The sequence below is a fragment of the Mesorhizobium sp. M0478 genome (assembly GCF_040321305.1).
In the GTDB taxonomy this organism is placed as follows: Bacteria; Pseudomonadota; Alphaproteobacteria; order Rhizobiales; family Rhizobiaceae; genus Mesorhizobium.
Window position 1 is genome coordinate 203,996 of the sequence record NZ_JAMYRH010000006.1, and the last position, 20,181, is coordinate 224,176.

At 62.5% G+C, this 20,181-nt stretch carries 19 protein-coding genes; 7 read left to right on the plus strand and 12 right to left on the minus strand.

Annotated elements, in window-relative coordinates; genetic code table 11:
- The first annotated feature begins 58 nt into the window (after nt 1-58).
- From NKI64_RS16885 to NKI64_RS16900, 4 genes are all read left to right on the plus strand, one after another.
- Nucleotides 59-1,033, plus strand: coding sequence for a methyltetrahydrofolate cobalamin methyltransferase (locus tag NKI64_RS16885; RefSeq protein ID WP_023681781.1), 975 nt, complete (start codon nt 59-61; stop codon nt 1,031-1,033).
- Nucleotides 984-3,113, plus strand: coding sequence for an ASKHA domain-containing protein (locus NKI64_RS16890; RefSeq protein ID WP_032905612.1), 2,130 nt, complete (start codon nt 984-986; stop codon nt 3,111-3,113). Before NKI64_RS16885 ends, NKI64_RS16890 begins: the two co-directional genes overlap by 50 nt.
- A 186-nt stretch (nt 3,114-3,299) precedes the next feature.
- Nucleotides 3,300-3,467 carry a hypothetical protein gene (locus NKI64_RS16895; RefSeq protein ID WP_196813564.1) on the plus strand — a complete coding sequence of 56 codons (168 nt, stop codon included), beginning with the start codon at nt 3,300-3,302 and terminating at the stop codon, nt 3,465-3,467.
- 251 nt (nt 3,468-3,718) lie between these two features.
- Nucleotides 3,719-4,684: an alpha/beta hydrolase gene (locus tag NKI64_RS16900; protein WP_023688109.1), complete on the plus strand. Its 966-nt coding sequence runs from the start codon at nt 3,719-3,721 to the stop codon at nt 4,682-4,684.
- 124 nt (nt 4,685-4,808) lie between these two features.
- Here the strand turns inward: NKI64_RS16900 and NKI64_RS16905 are convergent, their stop codons facing one another.
- Nucleotides 4,809-5,708, minus strand: a complete 900-nt coding sequence (locus NKI64_RS16905) for a LysR substrate-binding domain-containing protein (protein WP_023670389.1) — start codon at nt 5,706-5,708, stop codon at nt 4,809-4,811.
- Between the two features lie 202 nt (nt 5,709-5,910).
- Between NKI64_RS16905 and NKI64_RS16910 the strand changes: the two genes are divergently transcribed.
- From NKI64_RS16910 to NKI64_RS16920, 3 genes are all read left to right on the plus strand, one after another.
- Nucleotides 5,911-6,096, plus strand: coding sequence for a hypothetical protein (locus NKI64_RS16910; RefSeq protein WP_023681786.1), 186 nt, complete (start codon nt 5,911-5,913; stop codon nt 6,094-6,096).
- Nucleotides 6,097-6,459: 363 nt separating this feature from the next.
- Nucleotides 6,460-6,594, plus strand: a complete 135-nt coding sequence (locus NKI64_RS16915; RefSeq protein ID WP_023681787.1) for a hypothetical protein — start codon at nt 6,460-6,462, stop codon at nt 6,592-6,594.
- 349 nt (nt 6,595-6,943) lie between these two features.
- Nucleotides 6,944-7,882 (plus strand): GlxA family transcriptional regulator, encoded by a 939-nt coding sequence (locus NKI64_RS16920; RefSeq protein ID WP_348524244.1) that lies wholly within the window; start codon nt 6,944-6,946, stop codon nt 7,880-7,882.
- A 13-nt stretch (nt 7,883-7,895) separates the two neighbouring features.
- Here NKI64_RS16920 and NKI64_RS16925 read toward each other — a convergent pair whose 3' ends face one another.
- The 11 genes from NKI64_RS16925 to NKI64_RS16975 all read right to left on the minus strand — a co-directional run bounded on the left by NKI64_RS16925 (nt 7,896) and on the right by NKI64_RS16975 (nt 20,181).
- Nucleotides 7,896-8,693: an ABC transporter ATP-binding protein gene (locus NKI64_RS16925; RefSeq protein ID WP_023696446.1), complete on the minus strand. Its 798-nt coding sequence runs from the start codon at nt 8,691-8,693 to the stop codon at nt 7,896-7,898.
- On the minus strand, nt 8,690-9,463 hold the full coding sequence (locus NKI64_RS16930) for an ABC transporter permease (protein ID WP_023688107.1): 774 nt from the start codon (nt 9,461-9,463) through the stop codon (nt 8,690-8,692). Before NKI64_RS16930 ends, NKI64_RS16925 begins: the two co-directional genes overlap by 4 nt.
- Before the next feature lie 90 nt (nt 9,464-9,553).
- A complete protein-coding gene (locus tag NKI64_RS16935) occupies nt 9,554-10,504 on the minus strand; it encodes an ABC transporter substrate-binding protein (protein ID WP_023688106.1) in 951 nt (316 codons plus the stop codon).
- A 99-nt stretch (nt 10,505-10,603) separates the two neighbouring features.
- Nucleotides 10,604-11,449, minus strand: a complete 846-nt coding sequence (locus NKI64_RS16940) for a DUF1194 domain-containing protein (RefSeq protein ID WP_023691008.1) — start codon at nt 11,447-11,449, stop codon at nt 10,604-10,606.
- 94 nt (nt 11,450-11,543) lie between these two features.
- Nucleotides 11,544-12,368, minus strand: a complete 825-nt coding sequence (locus NKI64_RS16945) for a site-2 protease family protein (protein ID WP_352668857.1) — start codon at nt 12,366-12,368, stop codon at nt 11,544-11,546.
- A gap of 138 nt (nt 12,369-12,506) precedes the next feature.
- On the minus strand, nt 12,507-15,068 hold the full coding sequence (locus NKI64_RS16950; RefSeq protein WP_352668859.1) for a GcvT family protein: 2,562 nt from the start codon (nt 15,066-15,068) through the stop codon (nt 12,507-12,509).
- A 155-nt stretch (nt 15,069-15,223) separates the two neighbouring features.
- A complete protein-coding gene (locus NKI64_RS16955) occupies nt 15,224-15,979 on the minus strand; it encodes an FkbM family methyltransferase (RefSeq protein ID WP_352668862.1) in 756 nt (251 codons plus the stop codon).
- Nucleotides 15,976-17,202, minus strand: coding sequence for a hypothetical protein (locus NKI64_RS16960; RefSeq protein WP_352668864.1), 1,227 nt, complete (start codon nt 17,200-17,202; stop codon nt 15,976-15,978). The genes NKI64_RS16955 and NKI64_RS16960 overlap by 4 nt, the downstream gene beginning before the upstream one ends.
- A 33-nt stretch (nt 17,203-17,235) precedes the next feature.
- Complete coding sequence (locus NKI64_RS16965; protein WP_352668968.1) at nt 17,236-18,666, minus strand: aspartate aminotransferase family protein; 1,431 nt, start codon at nt 18,664-18,666, stop codon at nt 17,236-17,238.
- Nucleotides 18,667-18,733: 67 nt separating this feature from the next.
- Entirely contained in the window at nt 18,734-19,741 is a 1,008-nt protein-coding gene (locus NKI64_RS16970; RefSeq protein WP_023688098.1) for an NAD-dependent epimerase/dehydratase family protein, read from the minus strand.
- Nucleotides 19,738-20,181, minus strand: a complete 444-nt coding sequence (locus tag NKI64_RS16975) for an EamA family transporter (RefSeq protein WP_023688097.1) — start codon at nt 20,179-20,181, stop codon at nt 19,738-19,740. Before NKI64_RS16975 ends, NKI64_RS16970 begins: the two co-directional genes overlap by 4 nt.

The following is a 20,181-nucleotide window of genomic DNA, read 5'->3' on the forward strand; positions in this document are numbered from 1 at the left end:
GCTTGAATGAAACCAGACAACGATATAAAGAAATCTTTATATCAGGCGGAGAGACTTCATGACCCGGACCATCGTCGCCTCGGCGACACGAGAGATCATCATCGGCTTCGACCAGCCTTTCTGCGTCATCGGCGAGCGCATCAACCCGACCGGCCGCAAGAAGCTGGCCGCCGAGATGATCGCCGGCAATTTCGAGACCGTCGTCAAGGATGCGCTGGAACAGGCCGCCTGCGGCGCCACCATGCTCGACGTCAATGCCGGCGTCACCTCCGTTAATCCGAACGAAACCGAACCCGGCCTGCTCGTGCAGACGCTGGAGATCGTCCAGGGCCTTGTCGACTTGCCGTTGTCGATCGACTCGTCGGTGACCGCCGCCATCGAGGCAGCGCTCAAGGTCGCCAAGGGCCGGCCGCTGGTCAACTCCGTGACCGGCGAAGAGGAAAAGCTCGAAGCCATCCTGCCGCTGGTCAAGAAGTACAACGTTCCGGTCGTCGCCATCTCCAACGACGAGACCGGCATTTCGATGGATCCGGATGTGCGCTTCGCCGTCGCCAAGAAGATCGTGCAGCGCTGCGCCGATTTCGGCATTCCTGCGCATGACGTCGTCGTTGACCCGCTGGTGATGCCGATCGGCGCGCTCGGCGATGCCGGCCGCCAGGTCTTCGCGTTGCTGCGCCGTCTGCGCGAAGAGCTCAAGGTCAACACCACTTGCGGCCTGTCCAACATTTCGTTCGGCCTGCCGCACCGCCACGGCATCAACGCCGCCTTCATCCCGATGGTGATCGGCGCCGGCATGACTAGCGCTATCATGAACCCGGTTCGCCCGCAGGAAATGGAAGCCGTGCGCGGCGCCAATGTGCTCAACGGCACCGACGAGAACTGCACCAACTGGATCCGCACCTACAAGGATTACAAACCGGCCGAAGGCGGCCAGGCGGTCGCAGCGCCCACCGCCGTTAACGCTCCGGGCGAAGGCGGCGGCAATGGCGGTCGCCGGCGCGGCGGCCGTGAAGCCCGCATGGCCAGGGGATAAGCGCGCAATCGTGAACTCGCCTGCAAACATTACTGATCCGCTCGTGCTGTTCATGCCGTCAGGCAAGCGCGGGCGCTTTCCCGTCGGCACACCGGTGCTCGATGCCGCGCGTCAGCTCGGCGTCTATGTCGAGAGCGTCTGCGGTGGCCGCGCCACCTGCGGTCGCTGCCAGATCGAAGTGCAGGAAGGCAATTTCGCCAAGCACAAGATCGTCTCGTCCAACGACCACATCTCGCCCAAGGGCGCCAAGGAAGAGCGATATGAGCGCGTCCGCGGCCTGCCCGAGCGGCGGCGCCTGTCCTGCTCGGCGCAGATCCTCGGCGACCTCGTCATCGACGTGCCGCAGGACACGGTCATCAACGCCCAGACCATCCGCAAGGATGCCGACACGCGCGTCATCGCCCGCGATGCGGCAATCCGCATGTGCTATGTCGAGATCGAAGAGCCCGACATGCACAAGCCGCTGGGCGATCTCGACCGCCTCAAGATCGCCTTGATGAAGGATTGGGGCTTTAAAAACCTCGAATTCGACTTCTACCTGATGCCGCAGGTGCAAGGCATACTGCGCAAGGGTAACTGGACCGCGACCGCGGCCATCCACAAGGATGCCGAAAGCGACATCGCCCGCGTCATAGCACTCTGGCCCGGCCTCAAGAACGAGGCCTATGGACTGGCCTGCGACATCGGCTCGACCACCATCGCCATGCATCTGGTGTCGTTGCTGTCGGGCCGCGTCGCCGCTTCGTCGGGCACCTCCAACCCGCAGATCCGCTTCGGCGAGGATCTGATGAGCCGCGTCTCCTATGTGATGATGAACCCGGACGGCCGCGAAGGCATGACGGTCGCCGTACGCGAGGCGATCTCGGGCCTGGTCGACAAGGTCTGCGCGGAAGGCAATGTCCAGCGCAACGACATCCTGGATTCCGTCTTTGTCGGCAATCCGATCATGCACCATCTGTTCCTCGGCATCGATCCGACCGAACTCGGCGGCGCGCCCTTCGCACTCGCCGTCTCGGGCGCGGTGCGCATCAAGGCCTCCGATATCGGCCTGAAGCTCAACCAGGGCGCCCGCCTCTATATGCTGCCTTGCATTGCCGGCCATGTCGGCGCCGACGCCGCAGCCGTGACGCTGTCGGAAGGCCCGCATCGCCAGGACGAGATGATGCTGATCGTCGACGTCGGCACCAATGCCGAGATCGTGCTTGGCAACCGCAAGCGGGTGGTCGCAGCCTCCTCGCCCACCGGTCCCGCCTTCGAGGGCGCGGAAATCTCCGGCGGCCAGCGCGCTGCCCCCGGCGCAATCGAGCGCGTGCGCATCGACCCCGATACGCTGGAGCCGAAATACCGCGTCATCGGCTCTGAACTCTGGTCCGACGACCCCGGCTTCCTGGATAGCGTGCAGGCGACCGGCGTCACCGGCATTTGCGGCTCCGGCATCATCGAGATCGTGGCCGAAATGTACCTCGCCGGCATCATCTCCGAGGATGGCGTCATCGACGGGTCGCTGGCCGAGCGGTCGCCGCGCGTCACGGTCAACGGCCGCACCTTCTCTTATGTCTTGAAGGAAGGCGAACCCAAGATCACCATCACGCAGACCGACGTGCGCGCCATCCAGCTTGCCAAGGCGGCGCTCTATGCCGGCACCAAGCTTCTGATGGAAAAGCAGAACACCGAACACGTCGACCGCATCCATTTCGCCGGCGCCTTCGGCTCGTTCATCGATCCGAAATACGCCATGGTGCTCGGCCTGATCCCGGACTGCGACCTCGACAAGGTCTCGGCCGTCGGCAACGCCGCCGGCGCCGGTGCGCGGATGGCGCTGCTCAACCGCGGCTATCGCCGCGAGATCGAGGACACGGTCAGCCACATCGAGAAGATCGAGACCGCACTGGAGCCGAAATTCCAGGAGCATTTCGTCTACGCCATGGCGCTTCCCAACAAGGTCGATCCGTTCCCGAAACTGTCGGCGGCGGTGAAATTGCCGCCACGCAAGACCGTCAGCGAGGATGGCGTCGCCGGCGACGCCGCCCCGCGCCGGCGTTCGCGCGAAGGCCATGCCGCCAGGCGCAGCCGGGAATAAGCCGCCTTACGAAGGCCGCCAATTCGCCCAATTTCATTTGTATGCAAATGTTTCCAGATCGCACCGATCTGGAAACCGAAACGCTGTTTTGGCGCAATCCGTCCGATACAGACGTGAAGCATTTAACGGACATCGAATGGCGGACCGGACTATTCCGCCGCCACAACGCTCCAAAGGAGAATAGAGATGTTCGAGACCCTGGGCCGTTTTCGTGCGGCCATGAAGAATGCACAGGCCGTGCGCGCCATGAACAACCTGCCACCCGAAATCCAGAAGGACATCGGCTGGCCCGTGTCGCCGCGCATCGACGCCCAGACCAACCTGTCGCGTCTGATCCTGGGCTCGGGCCGCTGATGACCTTCGCCGACAAGTGCAAATTGCTGACCAAGCGCCGGGGCCGCCGCATGGTCCCGGCTGCGACCGACGTCAAGCTGCGCGCCGCGCTGCTGCCCCGGCGCTGAGCCGCGCTGCGCAAAACAGCGGACCTGGCTGATCAAACAACCGTGTTGGCTTGGGCCAGAATCTTGACATTTCGGCTGGAGGTACGATCTTCGAGACAGTGGGGGAATTCTCTTAGTCGGCTGCGGCCGAGCTTGTGTACGCGAATGCCCAGTTTCAAAAGCCACCTCGTTTCCTTTATCCTCCGGCACAGCCGCAAGAAGGCATTTGCCAGCCCGGAAAACCTGCAGCGCTGGATCGCCTATGCCCGCAAGACCGAGGATCATCATCCCCCGGCATTGCTGCGGGAGCAGCTCGATATCACCGAGCGCAGCGTCGATGGCTTCCCTGTCTATGAAATCGCGCCGAAGGCCGGCGAACGCAGGCGCATCCTCTACATGCATGGCGGCGCCTATGTCTTCCAGATCACATCCTATCATTGGGGGTTGATCGCCGAGGTGGCCGAGCGCTTGGGTTTCGGCATCACCGTGCCGATCTATCCCATCGCGCCGGAGCATGATTTCCACGCCATGTTCGGCATGGTCGGCGACGTCTACCGGCAGATGCTGGATGAGACCGACGCTGAAGACATCGTCTTCATGGGCGATTCCGCGGGCGGCAACATGGCCGTCGTGCTGACCATGATGGCGGCTGAGGAAGGCCTGCCCTTGCCGTCGCGCCACGTGCTGATTTCACCCGGCCTCGACATGTCGCTGTCCAACCCCGAAGTGTTCGAGGCGGAACGCAACGATCCGTGGCTCGGCATTTCCGGCGGGCTGGAAGCGATCCGCATGTACAGTGCCGGCATCGATCGCAGGGACTGGCATATCAGTCCGCTCTATGGCGACCTCTCGGTGCTGCCGCAGACCCTGCTTCTGACCGGCTCGCACGACCTGCTCAGCCCCGACAATCTGATCTTCGCCAAAAAGGCACGCGCTGCCGGCGTCGATATCGACGTCGTCTATGAGGAAGGCATGTTCCACGTCTGGCCGCTGATCGAGATGCCGGAGGCGCGTCGCGCCAGGGACAGCATCGTCGCCTTCCTTGAAGGTGAGCCCACCAAGCGGCGCGCAACTGCGCGGCGCACGGCGCGACCCGCTCTCGCGGCGCGCCCCGCCCAAGCAGCGGAATAGCAGAGCAATTCCAGGAAAAGTGTAAAACGGTTTTCCCGGGAAAGCGTGTAGCGCTTTCCCTTGGGAATTGAGTCAAAACAAGGAGTTAGAGCGGCTCGCCGTTTCCGTGAAACGGTGAACCGCTCTAGAACTTGCCGGTTTCGCGGAAAAGCTCGAACGTCGCACGGATATGGTCGGCGACGGCCTTGACCGGCGCGCTGGCGTCCGGCGACACCACCATCGCCAGATTGTAGGTGCCGATATCGGGCATGCCGTCCTTCGGGCAAAGCTCGACCATGTCGTTGCCCAGGAACGACTTCGGCAACGGTGCAACCGCGAGATCCGACATGATGGCGGCGCGCTGGCCTGCCGTGTGGGCGCTCATATAGGCGATGCGGTAATTGCGGCCTTCACGGCTCAGCGCATCGAGCGCGCCGGCCCGCCAGGCGCAGCCCTCTTCCCACAGCGACACCGGCAAAGGCTCGCGCAGATGCGCGCTGCCGCCCTTGGCGCCGGCCCAGACGATCGGCTCGGTGAGCAGCACCTCGGCGCCGAGTGCGCTGGTCTTGTAGGAATTGGTCAGCAGCGTGATGTCGAGCGCCCGGTCGTCCATGCGGCGGCGCAGATTGCTGCTCTGGTCGATGGTGACGTCGACGGCAATCGACGGATGCGACTGCGCGAAACGCTTCAGCACATGCGGCAACACGCGCTCGCCATAGTCGTCCGGCGAGCCGAGCCGCACCACGCCGACGATCTCGGGGATGATGAACTTCGACACCACCTCGCGGTTGATCGACAACAGCCGGCGGGCATAACCGAGCAGCATCTCGCCATCCGTGGTCAGCGTCACCGAGCGCGCATCCCGCGCGAAAACAGAGCGCCCGAGAATGTCCTCGAGCTTCTTGATCTGCATGGAGACCGCCGACGGCGTGCGGAACACCGCATTGGCCGCCGTGGTGAAACTGCCGGTCTCTGCAATGGCCACGAAGGTGCGCAAAACGTCGAGATCGAGCAGCGGCAGCGGATGATTGAGTGGGGCGTTCATCGGGATCGACCTTCAATTTTTCTGATGTGAAGCATCATTCCATTTCGTTTGATTGAACATCAGATTGGGAGGATAGTCAACTCCATCGAAGGCAGGACGTGCCATGGCTCCAACGCTCCTGACACGGAATTGCACTCGATGCGGAATATCCAGGCGACGGAACGCGTTCATGCGGGACGTGCCACAACCAAAGGAGAATGAAATGTCTATCCTGTCATCCATCGGTCGGCTTGCGACCGAATTGAGCGCGGCCCGCGCCCGCTTCCAGACCGAACGTGCGATCCGCTCGCTGCCGATCGAACTGCAGAAGGATATCGGCTGGCCTGAAGCTGCCGACACCAAGACCGGTGCACGCCACGGCGTCGGATCCTGGGCTGGAGCAAAGTAAACCATTGTGTACCTTGTGCTGAAGGCCTGCCGCGCAGACCAGCCCGGCAGGCCTTCTCTATTGGCCCTGCAGGCTTTCTCCAACTTATTTGCACTCAAATGATTTTCAGAGCCGTGTCGCCGCTGCATGGCGCATATGCGTCACTTGCATGGCGCCTCAATGTCGCCGGTAACACACTGTAAGTAATCGTAAATTTTGGGCACCATGCCCAATAATGTCGCAAACGATGTCGCATTTCCATTCAAGCGCTTCGCATTTGCGATTTAGTTTCTGCTCACGCAGGCCTATATCACCGTCAGCAAACGAGCTGCCCCACTCCATCAAGCGAAGGCGACCCGTCTGAGCAACCGATAGGAGATGATGATGAAGCTTTTTGCCCGCCTCTTTGCCCGCCGCGAAATGAACCTGACGACCGCTCTCGAGCGCCAGCGCCTTGCCAATACCATGCCCGGCCAGACCGGTGCCATGAATGCGGTGCGCCTCGGTTTCGTTGCCTGAGATAACGGCTAGCGCTCAGCGCTTCCCTGCCGCTGCCGATAGTCGATAACAGCGCCGCTTCGGCTTGACCGAAGCGGCGTTTCTCATTTTTGGCACCTATGCCGCCGCCACCATGCCCAATCCGTCGGCAGCCCGTGCCTGTCATCCCGGACGATTGCTCATTTGCGACCCATGTCGCAAATATAGTTTCCGCTTAGCCCCCTAGCCGATTGACAGGAATGGTTTTTCCTGATGTCGCTGTGCTGTTCGCGACATCCTGTTCGCGCCATGGCCGCGTGAGGTTCCCTTGAACGCCGTAAAGCATCCGATCAAGCGATCGTTTGTATTCTTCCTTGTCCCGGACTTCACCATGATCGCCTTTGCGACGGCGCTCGACCCGCTGCGCTCGGCCAACCGCATGCTCGGCTATGAGGCCTATCGCTGGCGCCTCGCCAGCATCGACGGCAAGCCGGTGCGCGCCTCCAACGGCGTCGAATGCGCCGTCAACACCTCGCTCGAGGAAGAGCGCAAGAAAATGGCCGGGCCGGATCGGCCGAACATGGCCATCGTCTGCAGCGGCATGAATGTCGAGCGCTACCAGAATAGGTCGGCCTTCGCCTGGCTGCGCGAGGAATACAACAGAGGCGTCGCCGTCGGCGGCCTGTGCACCGGCGCGCATATCCTTGCCGCCGCCGGCCTGCTCTCCAACAAGCGCTGCGCCATCCATTGGGAAAACCTGCCGGGCTTTTCCGAGGCCTTTCCCAAGGCCAACGTCTTTGCCGACCTCTTCGAGATCGACCAGAACATCTACACCTGCGCCGGCGGCACCGCCGCCCTCGACATGATGCTCAAGCTGATCGGCGACGATTTCGACGACAATCTGGTCAACCGCGTGTGCGAGCAGGTGCTGACCGACCGCGTGCGCAGCCCCACCGACCGCCAGCGCCTGCCGCTGCGCGCCCGCCTCGGCGTGCAGAATTCCAAGGTGCTGACCATCATCGAACTGATGGAAGGCAATCTCTCCGAACCGCTGTCGCTGATCGAGATCGCCGACCATGTCGACCTGTCGCGCCGCCAGATCGAGCGCCTGTTCCGCACCGAGATGGGCAGATCCCCTGCCCGCTACTACTTGGAAATCCGCCTCGACCGCGCCCGGCACCTGCTGATCCAGTCCTCGATGCCGGTGGTCGAGGTAGCGGTCGCCTGCGGCTTCGTCTCGGCGTCGCATTTCTCCAAATGCTACCGCGAACTCTATGCCCGCTCGCCGCAGCAGGAGCGCGTCGACCGCAAGCAATTGCTGGCGGCCTGATCCGAAAACGCACTCAGGCTTCGGCGGGCTGCGCCTGTACTGTGCGCATCGCCTCGACGCGGATATCCTCGGTCAGCCGCGCCTTGAGCGCCGAGAACTCCCGGCTGGTCTTCAGCGTATAGTGACGCGGATGCGGCAGGTCGATGGCGACATCCGACTTGATGCGGCCTGGCCGCGCGCTCATCACGATCACCCGCGAAGCCATGAAGATCGCCTCCTCGATGTCGTGGGTGACGAACAGCACTGTCTTCTTGCGCCGCTCCCAGATGCCGAGCAGCAGTTCCTGCATCAGTCCGCGCGTCTGGTTGTCGAGCGCACCGAACGGCTCGTCCAGCAACAGGATTTCGGGGTCGTTGGCCAGCGCCCGGGCGATCGCCGTGCGCTGCTGCATGCCGCCGGACAGCTGCTTTGGCCAATGGTTCTCGAAGCCCTTGAGCCCGACGAGGTCGACATAGGAAGCGACGATCCCGTCTCGCTCCTTTTCGGCCATGCCACGTTCGCGCAGTCCGAAGGCGATATTCTGCGCCACCGTTAGCCACGGAAACAGCGTGTAGGACTGGAACACCATGCCGCGATCCGGTCCCGGCCGCGTCACCGCCTTGCCGTCGAGCAGCACACGGCCTTCGCTCGGCGCTTCCAGGCCGGCAACGATCCTGAGCAGCGTCGACTTCCCGCAGCCGGACGGCCCCAGAATGGTGATGAAGTCGTTGGCCGCGACCGCAAGGTCGACCGGCATCAGCGCCTTGACCGGCTGCCCGCCGCGCACGCCGGCGAAGGTTCGCGAGACGCCTTCGATAAGCAACTTGCTCATGCCAGGCTCCAGGGAAAGAGCCAGCGATTGAACGCCTTGAAGGCGAAGTCGGACAACAGTCCGATCAGCCCGATGACGATGATGCCGAAGATGATCTGCCCTGTCGCCAGCCGCGACTGGCTGTTGATGATCATGTAGCCGATGCCTGAGGACGAACCGATCAGCTCGGCGACGATGACATAGGTCCAAGCCCAGCCGAGCACCAGCCGCAGCGTCTCGGCAATCTCGGGCGCATTGGCCGGCATGATGACCCGTTTGACGATGCCGCTGTTGGTCGAACCCAGCGTATAGGCCGCCTCGACCAGGTCGCGCCGCGTCGAGCCCACCTTGACCGCGACGATCAGGATGATCTGGAACACCGAGCCGACGAAGATGACCAGCAGCTTTTCCAGCTCGCCAATGCCGGCCCACAGGATGAGCAGCGGAATGAAGGCCGAAGCCGGGAGGTAGCGGGCGAAGGAGACGAACGGCTCCAGAAACGCCTCTATTGGTTTCCAGGCGCCCATGGCGATGCCGATCGGCACGGCGACGATCGACGCCAGCAGGAACCCGCCGAAGACCCGCCAGATGGTGATCAATATGTCGAGCCAGAAGCGGTCCTCGACCAGCAGCCGCCAACCATCCCGCAGCATCGACAGCGGGTCGGCGAGGAAGATGCGGTTGACGTGGCCGCCAAGCGTGATCCACGCCCAGAAGGCGACGAACAGCACGAAGAAGGAAATGCCAAGCACGGTTCGAATGCCCGGCGACACCGGATGCAAGGGGCGCATCTTCAGATCGTCCGCATCGTCAAATCATCACTTGTCCAGGAGAGAGCGGCGGCCCTAGGCGCCGCCGCACAATGGTCAAAGGCCGGACTATCAGTTCGCCACCGCGCTGGTGTCGGCCAGCGTGGCAACATCTGGCGCTTCCTTGATCAACCCCATCTGCAGCAGAAGCTCGCCGGCGGTCTTGGAAAAGTCCTGGAATTCCTTGGTGAAGAACTGCTTGTTCTCCGCCTTGTCGGCCCATTTCAGGTATTTCGCCGAATCCTCGAATTCTTTCGCAGACTGCTTCACGTCGGCGCCCATGATCTCGTAGGATCTCTGCGGATCGCTCTTGATCAGGTCGAGCGCTTCGAAATAACTGTCGGCCAGCGCCTTGGCGGCGTCGGGATTGGCGGTGAGGAATTCAGGCGTGCAGCCGACCGTGTCGAGCACCATCGGGTAGTCGAGCGTGGTCGCCAATATGTGGCCCTGATCGGACTTGTCGCGCACCGCCGAGATGAACGGCTCATAGGTGACCGCCGCATCGTTCTGGCCGGCCAGGAAGGCTTGCGCCGCCGCATCCGGTTCCAGGTTGACGACGGTCACATCCTTGGTCGACAGGCCGTTCTTGTTCAGCACCCAGGCCAGCATGAAATAGGGCGACGTGCCCGGCGCCGAGGACGCGACATTCTTGCCCTTGAGGTCGGCGACGGTCTTGATGTCGTTGCGCACGACAATGCCGTCGGCGCCATAGGATTTGTCGAGCTGGAAGATCTGCTTGGTGGTCACCCCTGAGGCGTTCCACACCAGCCAGGTCTCGACCGTGGTGGCGGCGCATTGCAGATCGCCGCTGGCGATGGCGAGCGGCCGGCTGGCCTGCGGCACTTTCTTCAGGGTCACGTCGAGGCCATGCTTCTCGAAGATGCCGGCCTGCTTGGCGAGCGTCAGCGGCGCAAAGCCGGTCCATCCGCTGATGCCGATGGTGACCGATGTGGCAGCCTCGGCCGGCACGGATATTGCAGCCGCAAGCGCCAATACCGCGGCAGCGACGATGGTCTTGTTCATGTCGGTTCCCCTTGTTTTTTCGGATGCCGAATTGTGTCACAGACGCCCATGGGCTTGTCAATGAAACCGGCCCTTCACGGCAGCGTGATGATGCGAACGCTAACGCGCATCGAACATCCAGCTGCGGTCGCGCCACATCTTTTCGCCGACCTGGCAGTCGGTCGGCCGGTCCTGCGCCAGCACCACCGGCGGATGCCCGGCCTCCTCGCGCGCCCGTTGCGGCGAAGCGGCGCCGGCCAGCTCCAGCACCAGCTTGCGGCGGATGGCTTCGGGAAACTGCGTCCAGTCATTGACCGGGATCATGAAGGATCCGGGACCGCCGATGACGCAGTCGCTGTAGTAGCGGTCGAGATTGTTGACGTCATAGGCGCCGCCGAACCCGCCGCGCGTCATCAGCGGCAGGCCGTTGATGATGATGCCTTGCTTGACCACCGCGTCGCGGGTGATGTCGACGGGCGCGCCCTGGTTGTTGGGCCCGTCGCCGGAAATATCGATGACGCGCTTTGTCCCCTGAAAACCGCTTTCGGCGAACAGATCGCTGCCGAATTCCAGCGCGCCGGAAATCGAGGTGCGCCGGGCGCTGGCCGGCGGATGGGCGGAAAGCTGCGCGGCCACCCGCTCGGCATCGGCCCGGCTGGCGATCACCGTCCACGGCACGACGACCTGCTGCGTGGTCGCTCCCGCCCATTCGACATAGGTGACGGCGACCTTGCCGTAGGCGCCATCGGCGATGGCCTGCAGAACATTGTCGTGCGTCAGCGCAGCAGCATAGCCGTGACGCTGGATTTCAAGTTCGCCCGGCGACATCGACAGCGACACGTCGACGGCCAGCACCAGCTCGACGTCGACCGGCTCGGCGGCTTGAACCGGCGGCACCAGCCAGAGCCCCAGCGCCAGCGCGGCGCTGCCTGAAAGGAAATGTCGTGCGCAAGAAAAAGCAGACATACCCGAAGGTAAGCGAAAACCGGCTGCTGACAAAGCAAAAAGCCGGGACTGAGGGCTTCTACATCTAACCCCGAAACGGCGGCGCGGTTCGGCCTCATTTGTTGATGGGTCGCCCACCTTTGCCGCGCCATTCCACGTCGTCGGCTCCGGCCTTCGCCGCTTCCGGGTTTGGACGGGACTTCTTTCTGCCGGTGCCACGAAGCGCCCTCCAGTTCGGCTTGAATGATGGCGGCAGCCACAACAGGATGCCTGCTATCGCGGCGGGCAGGATCACGGCGAAACGCAATACCGACAGCACGACACCGCAGAACCCGACGATACGCGCCGCCCGCCCCTCGCCGAAGCGCCGCGCAAGCAGATGCCGCGCGATCACCCCACCATCCAGAGGGTATGCCGGTAGAATGTTGAGGACGGCGAGTACCCCATTCAACATGGCGCCGATCCATAGCGTCCACGCAAGATAAGTCATCGGCATTGGAGGCGGCGCACTGAACAAGCTGTCCGATTCGACAGGCGCCAAAGGTTTGGCGATCAGATAATAGGAAGCAGCGAAAAACGCCGCCAACAGGATGTTGGTCAGGGGTCCGGCAAACGCAATCCACGCCCAACCATAGGACGATGTGGCGCCGCGCTTGAAGTAGGCAACCCCGCCAAACAGATAAAGCTCAATCCTGTTGGTGCCGATCCCTTGCCGGTGGGCAACCCATGTGTGCGCCAGTTCGTGCAGGATCACCGATACGAAAAACAGTGCGGCAAAGATCGATGTGTGGATCAGCGCGATTTTGGGACGCGTCGACCACTCGTGCAGAAAGGGCAGGACAACCGGGATGGCAAAGGTCCAGCTGACGAGAACGGGGATGTTCCCATTCACGCTGAACACCAGCGCATCGTTCTTCCTGTCCCAGCCAAATCGCCGCAAGTGCTTCACTCCGCCCGAAGCGACGGTAGGCGAGAATTGCCAGCTTAAAAAGAGAAAAGCCCGGCAAGGAGCCGGGCTTTCATCTGTTCGTTCTGCGTCACACCAAGATGAGCGGTGCTGCCGAGAAATTGACGACGCTCAACTCCTCGGCTTCAAATTCTCCGGATCGTAGAGCGGCTTGTAGCCGACGGCAGCCACTTCGACTGGATAGGTCTCGCCGAAATATTCGATGGCGAACTTGCGGCCTTCCTGGGCATGCGCCCAGGGCAGATAGGCGAGGCCGATGTTCTTGCCGATGGTCGGGCCATAGGCCATCGATGTCGTGAAGGAGCGGCGGCCGAGTTCGTCGACCAGCGTCTCGCCGGTCTTCGGATCCATCACCGGCATGGTGCCGACGGGATAGCGGGCAACACCCTTCGAATCGACGTTTTCCGTCATCACCAGCGTGCACAGGATCGCCGGCTGGTGTTCGCGGGCGCGGTATTCGACATGTTTTGCCTTGCCGCAGAAATCGTTCTCCTTGACCTTCGGTCGGGCAAGGTCGGCCTCGAGCAGATTGTACTCGGTCAACAGGTCGGCGTTCTGCAGGCGCAGGCTCTTTTCCATGCGCCGGGTGTTGGCATAGGTCTCGACGCCGAACGGCATGACCCCGGTCGAGCGCAGCGCGTCCCAAACGGCCAGGCCGTCCTCGTAGCGCATGTGCAGTTCCCAGCCCTGCTCTCCGACATAAGAGATGCGGAAGGCGGTGACGTCCTTGCCGCCGATCCTGACCGGCTTGATCGCCGCGAACGGGAAGTTCTCGAGCGAGAGACCATCCGGATTTTCGACCACTTTCTGCAGTGATGTGCGGGCGTTCGGTCCCCAGATGCCGATGGTGACATATTTTTCCGTCACGTCGGTGATGGTGACGTCAAAGCCTTTGTCCTGCGCGGTGCGCTGCATGTAGCGGAAGTCGCGCGGACCGGCGTCGGCGCCGTCGATCAGCCGGCAGCGGTCGGCCATGCGGATGACGGTGAAGTCGGCGCGCACCATGCCTTCCTCGTCGAGGAAGTGGGTGTAGATACCCTTGCCGATGTTGTTGTCGCCACCAATCTTGGCCGCGCACAGCCACTCCAGCAGCGCGACATGGTCCGGCCCTTCGATGTCGTACATCGAGAAATGCGAGAGGTTGACGATGCCGCAATCCTCGCTCATCGCCAGGTGCTCGGCATTGGACACCCGCCAGAAATGTCGGTTGTCCCACTCGTTCTCACGTATGGGAACCCGGTTGCCATACTTCTCCAGGAGATGCTCGTTGGCGGCATAGCCATGCGCGCGCTCCCAGCCGCCCAGCTCCATGAAGTAGCCGCCAAGCTCCTTCTCGCGCTCCCAGAACGGCGAGCGGCGGATGTTGCGGCCTTTGGAGAACGGCTCGCGCGGATGCACCGCCGGATTGTAGACCTTCATCGCCGTCTCGGTGCAGCGATCCCAGATGAACTGCTCTTTCGTCTGGTGCGGATAGAAGCGCGCATAGTCGATGGCGTGATGGTCGATTTCCGTGCGGCCGTCCGTCATCCAGTCGGCGATCAGCTTGCCCATGCCGGGGCCGTCCTTGACCCAGATGGCGACGGCGTACCAGAGGCCCCTCACCTTCTGGCTCTCGCCCATGGACGGGCCGCCATCGGCGGTCACCTGCAACAGGCCGTTGAAGGAATGGCTTTCGTTGTAGCCGAGTTCGCCCAGGATCGGCGTCAGTTCCATGGCGCGCTCCAGCGGCGCCAGGATCTGCTCCATGTCGAGATCGCGCTGCGACGGCGACAGCCGCGCCTGATCCTTTTCCAGCAAATCGCGCGGATGGCAAAGACGCGGATTGGTCTCTTCGTAGTAACCCCATTCGATCTGGCCGCCTTCAGCGGTCTTGGGATCGCCGGTGTCGCGCATATAGGCCGAATTGCCTTGGTCGCGCAGCAGCGGCCAGCCGATCTCCTTGCCGGTGCCGGCGAATTGATTGTAAGGCCCGAAGAAGGTCAGCGGATGGTCGATCGGCATGACCGGCAGGTCCTCGCCGACCATCTCGGCGATCAGCCGGCCCCAGATGCCGGCGCAGACGATGACATAATCGGCCATGATCGTGCCGCGGTCGGTGACGACGCCCTTGATGCGGCCTTCCTCGACGATGAGAGATTTGGCGGGCGTGTTGGCGAAGGATTTGAGTTTCCCCGTAGCTTCCGCCTGGTCGACCAGCTTGCCGGCGACGGTCTGCGAGCGCGGGATGACCAGGCCGGCGTCCGGATCCCACAGGCCGCCCTGCACCATGGACTCTTCGATCAGCGGGAATTTTTCCTTGATCTCGGCCGGTTCGATCAGCCGGGCGCGGGTGCCGAAGGATTTGGCCGAGGCGATCTTGCGCTTGATCTCGTCCATGCGACTGTCATCGCCGACGCGCGCCACTTCGAGACCGCCGATGCGGGCGTAATGGCCCATCTTTTCGTAGAAATCGATGGAGTAGAGCGTCGTCCAGCACGACAGGAAATCATGGCTCGTGGTGTAGCAGAAGTCCGAGGCATGCGCGGTCGAGCCGATATCGGTCGGGATGCCCGACTTGTCGATGCCGACAATGTCGGTCCAGCCGCGCTCGATCAGATGATGCGCGATCGACGCGCCGACAATGCCACCCAGGCCGACGATGACGACCTTCGCCTGTTTCGGAAACTCTGCCATTGCCCGCGACTCCAAGGGGATAAAGCGGGCGCGTCCGCGCCCGTTCGAATGGCGCACAATATGCAGAGGACGTGGATGCAGCTACCGCCTGTTTGCGACACGTCGCAGATGCGACGCGACCCGGCGCGCCGGCGTGCCGCCAGTGGCGATCTATCTCAGGCGAAGGCCCAGATGTCCTCGGCCTGGAAGCCGACCTGATAGCCTGATGTCTTCAGCTTGACCACGACCTGGCCGATTTCGGCGGCCGGCAGCGCGCCGACCTCGACCTTGATCATGCCCGGACGATAGCGCTTGAGATCGAGCTGTTCGAAGACGATCCAGTCGGCGCCCTCGCAATCGACCAGGAAGGCGTCGATATGCGTGATGCCGTTGCGGTCGAGCAGTGTCTGCAACGTCTCCGACGGCACTTCGATGTCCCTGAGATGCGGCGCGAACTTGTTGAAATTGACGTCGGCCTCGCCCCAGGCATTTTTGCCCGACATCAGATTGGTGTCGGTGACCGACGAGCAGCCGATGAACTCGATCGGCAGCGTGCCGGCCTCGAGTGCCGCGGCATCGAAAGTGTGGACGGTGATCGTGCCTTTGGTTTTTGTCACCGCGACCGGTTCGACGACGAAGCGTTCCGTGTCGGGATAGTTGGCGCGCAACCGCTTCTGATTGTACGGGATCGGCTCGACCAGCACGGCCCGCGCCCGCGGAATGCGGTGCAGCCACGGCGTGACGTCGTCGAACAGCGCGCCGTCGCAAGCGCCGACATTGACCATCTGGAAGGCTTGCCCACCGCCAAACCGCGCCTTCAGCGCCGCCTTGGCCAGGAATTTCGTGCCACGCAACGCCGGCCCGCGATCGAGCAGACCGGCAGGCAGGCCGAGTGAAAGGGCGATGCGCGCCAGCCCGGAAATGGAACTCATGGCTTATCTCCAGGTATGGCGATGGGCCGCCTTCCATTCAGGCTTGCCGACGCCCACAGCGCCATGATCGGGCCGACGAGCAAAAGGTAGGGCGGCAGAAGGTTCGGGAAGTAGATGCGGGTGTCGTGGATCGGGAAGACGGTGAATTTCGCCAGCATGCCGAGCACCAGTGCTGCAAGCAGGATGCCGGCGCGGCGATCGAGCCGGAAGCCGGCGCGGCCGAGCGCAAACCACGCGGCCAGCGCCAGAACCGAGACGCCGACCCAGCTGTTGATGCTGATGGCGCGAATGAAGGATGAGGCGAACGCCTTGAGATAGGCGCCAACCGAGAACGGCGGCTCGAAGCCATCCATATTGTAGTGCTGCTCGATGCTGGAGAACCACAGATGCGGCCACCAGCCGGGATGGTGGGCCCAGTGCGAAATGGCGAAATAGGCGACGAAGGACGCGGCAAAGCCGGCCAGCGCGCCCCACGCCCACTGCCGGAAGACCAGCAGCAGCAGGGCGAAAATGGCCAGGAACACGATGTTGTCCGGCCGCGCCATGAAGGCGAGGAAAAGCAGGACGGCGGTCGCTGCCTCGCGGCCGCGCATATAAGCAAACAGCCCTCCGAGGAACAATGCCGCGCACAGCAGATCCGGCGTCGAGGCGCGTGCGGCATCGCCGAAATCGGCCATGATCAGCACCGCGCCGACCACCGGCGCCAGCGCCAGCGCGCCTTCGGTTCGCAGCCACAGCAGCGTAATCATGCCGAACAGCAGCACCGAGAGCACCTGCAGCACCCGCATCGCCTCGACCGGCGACATCACCGAACTCATCGTCGACAGCATCTCGGCGTAGAGGAACTTTATCCGGTACATGCCAAGCAGCGAATGGAAGTCGGCGGAATTTTGCGCCATATGGCTGCGGAAGTCGCCGCCATCGTCGGTCAGCGCCTTGTAGTCGGCGGCCGGCACGCCGGCCTGGACCGTGCTGTAGGCATAATCATGCAGCGCCTGCGCATTGGCGAAGCTGCCTTCCTCGGCGATTGCGAGATAAGGCAGCATGTCCCAATTGGCGTCGGGCAACGTCCAGGCGGTGAACGCCGTCAGCAGGATATAGAGCGAAAACGCGATCGCGCCGATTGGCGCGGCCCATCGCGCATAAGTGCCCTCGGCCCACGCCAGAGCGGCCGCGGTCAGCCGGTCGAGTGTGTTTTGCGGGGCGGGAGACTTGCTCAGCATTGTCGGACTCGGGACTTCGCTCAACGGACTTCTTTAACGGACTTGGCTTTTGACGAAATCCTTCACGATTCCCACGATGCCGCGCGACAGCAGGCTATCGAAAGCATCGACGAAACGGTCGACATGCTCGCGCTGACAGGTCAGCGGCGGCTCGAGACGGATGACGTTGCGGTTGTATTCGGTGAAGGCGACGAGCACGTCATAGTCGCGCAGCAACAGCGCGCCGACGAAGCCCGACAGCGAGCCCTTCAGCTTGTCGTCGAGGACGCTGACGATCGGACGCAGCACCATCGGCAAGGTCTGCGAGAAGTCGTGGAACTCGAGCCCGACCATAAAGCCTTTGCCGCGCACATCCTTGATGATCTTCGGGTACTTCTGCTTCAGCGCCTGCAGGCGCTGAAGCAGATAGTCGCCGGTAGTGGCGGCGTTGTCGATCAGCCCCTCATCATAGAGCACGTTGATGCCCTCGATCGCGGTGACGCAGGCCTCGCCCATGCCGCCAAAGGTGGCCATGGCATGGATCATCGCCGTCTTCGGCGTGCCATAGGCCTTCATATAGACCTCGCGCCGGGCGATCATCGCGCCGACCGCCGCCTTGCCGGCGCCGAGCGATTTCGCCAGCGCCGTCACATCGGGCACGACGCCATAATGCTCGAAGGCATAGAAGCGTCCCGAACGGCCATAGCCGCACTGCACTTCGTCCGCCACCCACAGCACGCCATACTGGTCGCAGAGCACGCGCAATTTCTGCCAGTATTGCGCCTCTGCCTGGATGATGCCGCCGCCGCCCTGGATTGTCTCAAGCACGATGACGCCGACCTCCGGGTCGGAGCGGAACAGCCCCTCGACCGCTTCGATATCGGCGAACGGAATGCGAACGGTGTTCTCAGCCATCTTGAAGTCCGCGCGGTAGAGCTGGCCATCGGTAATGCCGAGCACGCCCTTGGTCTTGCCGTGGAAGGAATTCTCGGCATAGACGATTTTTGGCCTCTTCGGCCCGGCGGCGCGCTCGGCGAGCTTCACCGCCGCTTCCATCGCTTCCGAACCCGACGAGCCCAGAAACACCATGTCGAGATCGCCGGGCGAGCATTTGGCGATGTTGTGCGCAAGGGCCGATGCATATTGCGACATGAAGGCGATGGCGATTTCCTGGCGCTTCTCCTCCTGGAATTTGCGCCGGGCCTCCAGGATGCGCGGATGGTTGTGGCCGAAGGCCAGCGAACCGAAGCCGCCGAAGAAGTCGAGAATCTTGCGGCCGTTCTGGTCGATGTAGAACATGCCTTCGGCACGCTCGATCTTGATCTTGTGGAAGCCGAGCAGCTTCATGAAATGCAGCTGGCCCGGATTGAGATGCGCCTTGAACAGGTCGGTCATGCGCGCGACATCCATCGCCTTCGCCTGCTCGACGCTGATCAGGTCGGGCTTGGCGATGGCGGTAGGCGACAACGCCGGCGCGCCGACCATGGTGCGCGCGTTCGTCTGCTCAGGCTTGGCCATGACGGTCATTTCGGAGTTCTCCTGGTCGTCCCACTTATTCGGCGGGGACATGATTGGCGGTGACGGCAAGCCCGTCTTTCTTGGCGCGGTATTCGCTGTAGGCGGCGATCAGCATGTCCTCGTCGCGATATTGCGGCACCCAGCCGAGCTGGCGCTCGGCCTTGGATACGTCGAGCACGCACTCCTCATCGGCGATCAGATATTGTTCGGGATCCATGATCGGCATGTTCATGAGATCGAGCAGGTCGAGGGTGCGCTTGACCGCCCAGCCCGGCGTCGGGATCAGCAGCGATTTCGAGCCGGCATGCTTGATCAGGTCGCCCAGCAATTTCTTCACCGGCGGCGGATTGAGGGAGCCCAGATTATAGGCCTGGTTGGGCACGCCTGCCTTCCAGGCCGCGCGGGCAGCTTCCGCGCAATCGAACACCGAGATGAACTGATAGGGGTTCTTGCCCGAGCCGATCATCGGCACAGGAAAATTCCAGTCGATCAGTTTGAACAGCTTTTCCAGGATCCCGAGCCGGCCGGGACCGATGATCAGACGCGGGCGAAACAGCGAGATCGACATGCCGCGCTTGCGCCATTGAGCGGCGAGCTCCTCGGTCTTCTGCTTCGACCAGCCATATTCGCCGAGCGGTGCGACCGGGTGCTCCTCGGTCATCGGCTGGGTGACCGTGTGGCCGTAGATCATGTCGGTGGTGTAGTGGACGAGCTTGGACGCGCCGGCCTTGTCCATCGCCTGCATGATGTGTTCGGTGCCGTGGAAATTCACCGGAAAGAAGAAGTCGTGACGCTTGGCCCGCACCTGGATCGGCGACAGCATTTTGGCCGACAGGTTGTAGACCATGTCGTCGGCCTTCAATCCGATGTTGGCCACCGAGGCCGTATCCGTGACATCGCAGGTGACGAAGCGAACGTTGCGATAGTGCGTCAGGTCGCTCTTGACGATGTCGGCAACGACAACCTCTTCACCATCGGCCACAAGCTTCGGGGCAAGATGACGGCCGACGAAGCCGTCGCCGCCGAAAATAACATGTCTCATCGAACGATCTCGCTGGTCTTGTCGGGGATGATGGAAGCGGTTTGGTCGTCATGCCCGCTCCCGCCCAAGTCTCGACCGCTTTGCGCGATCAGCACGGTGCCGATGCAGATGAAGGCGATGCCGGCAATGCGCCAGGCATTGAGGTCCTCGCGGAAGATGAAATAGGCGAAGATCGCAACCGCGACATAGGCAAGGCTGAGGAACGGATAGGCAAAGCTGAGCTCGACCTTGGACAGCACATACAGATGCGAAGCCATCGAGATGACGAAGGTGCACAGGCCGAGAAACACCCATGGGCTGAAAACGATCTGCAACAGCTTCAAAAGCGGATTGGTGCCTTCGAACGAAATCGGCCCGAGCGACATCATGCCTTGCTTCAGCATCAGCTGCGCGGCGGCATTGGTCATGACCGTGAACAGAATGAAGACGATGTATTTCAT

Excerpts from the sequence above, each read along its gene's own strand:
- NKI64_RS16885 (WP_023681781.1), top strand. The coding sequence starts at position 59 with ATGACCCGGACCATCGTCGCCTCGGCGACACGAGAGATCATCATCGGC.
- NKI64_RS16890 (WP_032905612.1), top strand. The coding sequence starts at position 984 with ATGGCGGTCGCCGGCGCGGCGGCCGTGAAGCCCGCATGGCCAGGGGAT.
- NKI64_RS16895 (WP_196813564.1), top strand. The coding sequence starts at position 3,300 with ATGTTCGAGACCCTGGGCCGTTTTCGTGCGGCCATGAAGAATGCACAG.
- NKI64_RS16900 (WP_023688109.1), top strand. The coding sequence starts at position 3,719 with ATGCCCAGTTTCAAAAGCCACCTCGTTTCCTTTATCCTCCGGCACAGC.
- NKI64_RS16905 (WP_023670389.1), bottom strand. The coding sequence starts at position 5,708 with ATGAACGCCCCACTCAATCATCCGCTGCCGCTGCTCGATCTCGACGTT.
- NKI64_RS16910 (WP_023681786.1), top strand. The coding sequence starts at position 5,911 with ATGTCTATCCTGTCATCCATCGGTCGGCTTGCGACCGAATTGAGCGCG.
- NKI64_RS16915 (WP_023681787.1), top strand. The coding sequence starts at position 6,460 with ATGAAGCTTTTTGCCCGCCTCTTTGCCCGCCGCGAAATGAACCTGACG.
- NKI64_RS16920 (WP_348524244.1), top strand. The coding sequence starts at position 6,944 with ATGATCGCCTTTGCGACGGCGCTCGACCCGCTGCGCTCGGCCAACCGC.
- NKI64_RS16925 (WP_023696446.1), bottom strand. The coding sequence starts at position 8,693 with ATGAGCAAGTTGCTTATCGAAGGCGTCTCGCGAACCTTCGCCGGCGTG.
- NKI64_RS16930 (WP_023688107.1), bottom strand. The coding sequence starts at position 9,463 with ATGCGCCCCTTGCATCCGGTGTCGCCGGGCATTCGAACCGTGCTTGGC.
- NKI64_RS16935 (WP_023688106.1), bottom strand. The coding sequence starts at position 10,504 with ATGAACAAGACCATCGTCGCTGCCGCGGTATTGGCGCTTGCGGCTGCA.
- NKI64_RS16940 (WP_023691008.1), bottom strand. The coding sequence starts at position 11,449 with ATGTCTGCTTTTTCTTGCGCACGACATTTCCTTTCAGGCAGCGCCGCG.
- NKI64_RS16950 (WP_352668859.1), bottom strand. The coding sequence starts at position 15,068 with ATGGCAGAGTTTCCGAAACAGGCGAAGGTCGTCATCGTCGGCCTGGGT.
- NKI64_RS16955 (WP_352668862.1), bottom strand. The coding sequence starts at position 15,979 with ATGAGTTCCATTTCCGGGCTGGCGCGCATCGCCCTTTCACTCGGCCTG.
- NKI64_RS16960 (WP_352668864.1), bottom strand. The coding sequence starts at position 17,202 with ATGCTGAGCAAGTCTCCCGCCCCGCAAAACACACTCGACCGGCTGACC.
- NKI64_RS16965 (WP_352668968.1), bottom strand. The coding sequence starts at position 18,666 with ATGGTCGGCGCGCCGGCGTTGTCGCCTACCGCCATCGCCAAGCCCGAC.
- NKI64_RS16970 (WP_023688098.1), bottom strand. The coding sequence starts at position 19,741 with ATGAGACATGTTATTTTCGGCGGCGACGGCTTCGTCGGCCGTCATCTT.
- NKI64_RS16975 (WP_023688097.1), bottom strand. The coding sequence starts at position 20,181 with ATGAAATACATCGTCTTCATTCTGTTCACGGTCATGACCAATGCCGCC.